Raw genomic sequence first — 2,732 nt, 5'->3', positions numbered from 1 at the left:
CGCACCGAGCTCGGCGGGAGCGCCCTTCGCCGGGCCGCTCAACCGGCAGTCGACGAACTCGACGGTTCCGGAACCACGCGCCTTCATCCCGTCGATTCCGGTGATCGTGCAGCGCACGAAGCTGACGGGAACAGTGACCGGGGTCTGGATGAGCACCTGATCTTTCGGGAGCGCGAAGGTGCTGTCCTCGATCGTCGTCGGCCGCGACGATCGGGCCGACCGCTGCCCGATGGCGAGCAGCCCGGCCGTGCAGCCGCGGACCTGGGCACCGTCGGCGTTGATCGTCATGGTCGCCTGCGGGTCGAAGGTCGACCGTCCGATCACGCGCACGTTCTCCAGCGTCAGATCGCTGATCTTCGTGCCGGCGACGAACCACGAGCAGACGTGGTCGCGCACCGTGATGCGCTTGGCGGAGGTACCCCACTGCGCACCGGAGTTGGCGATGTCCATGAGCCCCGAGTTGCCGATGAAGGTGAGGTCGTGCTCGTACTGACCGTGGGTGGTGAACGGGTTGCCGCCCTGATCGTCGCCGTCACCATGGCAGTTCTCGACGAGGCAGTAGGCACTGGCGGTCAGGTCGTTGAGGTGCCGCGCGTTCGACGACGTGCAGTCGCTCACCCGCCCGTAGAGGCAGTAGATCTGCTGTGTGAGGTACCCCGCGCCGCCGTAGAACACCGTGGGCGGGTTCTCGACCGAGCAGCGTTCGGTCGTGAAGTGGGTGTTCCACCGCCGCATCACGACGGGCCACCAGGTGCGACTGGCGTGCACATCGGCGACATCGCATCCGATCGCGTACTCGAAGGCGATCGGGTGCGAGCCGGTCAGCTCGCGGGCGTCGGGGAACGAGCCGTCGGTGGGTCCGTCGAAGGGTCCGGCGCCGAGGAACCGCATGTTCGAGATGCGCACGCCTTCGACCGGGGCCATCTGCCGCCAGGTGAGCGTGCGGCCCTTGTCCAGCGGCCAGCCATTGAGGTAATTGATCCGGATGTGCTGCCCATCGATCTGCTGCGTCACCTGGACGAACCGCTGGATCTCGCGCTCATCGGCGCCGCCCCCGGCGACCGTGTCGCACTGCACCGCCCACCAGGTGTCGACCGGGAACTTCGCCGCATCGGGGACGGCGACCGCATCCGTCAGCTCAGGCCAGGCCTCGGCCAGCTGATGCTCGACGACGACGTCTCGGGACACCCCGGTGAAGAACATCACGGCGCCGAACGGGTTGTCGTGGGTGTTCGGCTCGATGCCCTCCGTCGCGATGACGTGCCCGCCGAAGTCGATCTCGATGTGGGAGCGCGTGAACCGATGCCGCCGCTGGAACAGCAGATCCGTGTGCGCTTCGATCCGTGCGACGCGGGGATCATTCACCATCGCGGCGAGCGCATCGTCGGCCGCCTTCTCGGACCCCGTGATGCCGAAGACCCGGAAGTCGACGGTGCCGTCATGCTGCAGCAGCCAGGTGGTGCCGCGCTTGCCGGCGATCACCGTGCCGCCGTTGGGCTTGATCTTCGCCGCGTCGGACCCGACATACACGAGCAGCCCCGCGTCGCCCGCTGTCCGGTAGCCGGCGACGATGGCCACCTCGCCGGCCCGCGCACGGAGGCGGGCCAGGTCGGCGACGGTCTCCGCCCTGGTGATGTCTTTCGCTCCCATGGTGACGGGGGCGGCCTGCGCGGGTGTCGCGACAGCGAGGGAGCCCGCAGCGCCGAGCGCTACCGCGCCGAGTCCGGCCATGAGGGCGCGGCGTCCAGTGGAACGCACGGTGTCTTGCGTGGCGGGGGTCACGGGCGATGTCGCGGGTGCGGGGGAATCCGCCACGGTGGTCAGTCGGTCGGTCATGACAACTCCTTCGTCATCGGGTGGTTCGGGCGGGAACCGCGCCCGTCACGGCACCCTGGGCCTGCCAGAGCACTGCAGCCTCGGCACGTCGCCGACGCTCGAGCACCGGGTCGGCCACGGGAATCGCGGCCATGAGGCCGCGCGTGTACTCGTGCTGCGGAGCGGCGAACAGGGCGTCGCGCGCGCCGATCTCCACGATCCGCCCCTGCTGCATCACGGCCACCGTCGACGACATGTACCGGATAACGGCGAGGTCGTGACTGATGAAGAGGTACGTCAGCCCCAGCTCGGCCTGGAGTTCCCGCAGCAGATTGAGCACCTGCGCCTGGATCGACACGTCGAGCGCCGACACCGACTCGTCGAGCACGAGGAATTCGGGCTCCAGCACGAGCGAGCGCGCGATCGACACGCGCTGGCATTGGCCGCCCGACATCGAGCGCGGCAGCCGGTGGGTGAACTCCTCGTCCAGCCGCACCCGATGCATGGCCTCGCGCACCTTCTCGGCGCGGGTCGCGCGGTTGCCGATGCCGTGTGCGAGCAGTGGCGCCTCGATGATCTGGGCCACGGTCTGCCGCCGGTTCAGCGCGGAGAACGGATCCTGGAACACCATCTGCATCCGCCGCCGCAGGTTCCGCAGCTCCTCACCGCGCATCTCATGCGGACGATGCCCGTCGAACACCACGGCTCCGGCATCGATTCCGCCGAGCGCGAGCACGGCTTTCGACACGGTCGACTTGCCCGAGCCCGACTCGCCCACGAGCCCCACGGTCTCACCGCGGCGGATCTGGAACGACACGTCGTCGACCGCGGTCACCCGTCGACCGGAGCCGAGGGTGAACACCTTGGAGACGCTTTGCACATCGACCAGCACGTCTCCCGACTCCCGAGCGCGGGCG

The 2,732-nt window shown here is 68.9% G+C and carries 2 protein-coding genes; both read right to left on the bottom strand.

Annotated features, from left to right (window positions below; all coding sequences use genetic code 11):
- The coding region (locus ACNPM4_RS05735; RefSeq protein WP_448985023.1) for a DUF4148 domain-containing protein at positions 1-1,836 on the bottom strand (1,836 nt) is incomplete at its 3' end.
- 13 nt (positions 1,837-1,849) lie between these two features.
- A partial coding sequence (locus ACNPM4_RS05730; protein ID WP_448985022.1) for an ATP-binding cassette domain-containing protein occupies positions 1,850-2,732 on the bottom strand: 883 nt, incomplete at its 5' end.

Source organism: Microbacterium umsixpiens (assembly GCF_053543675.1).
The sequence above is the reverse complement of the archived record's forward strand: the minus strand, read 5'-3'. Positions and strand labels throughout refer to the sequence as shown.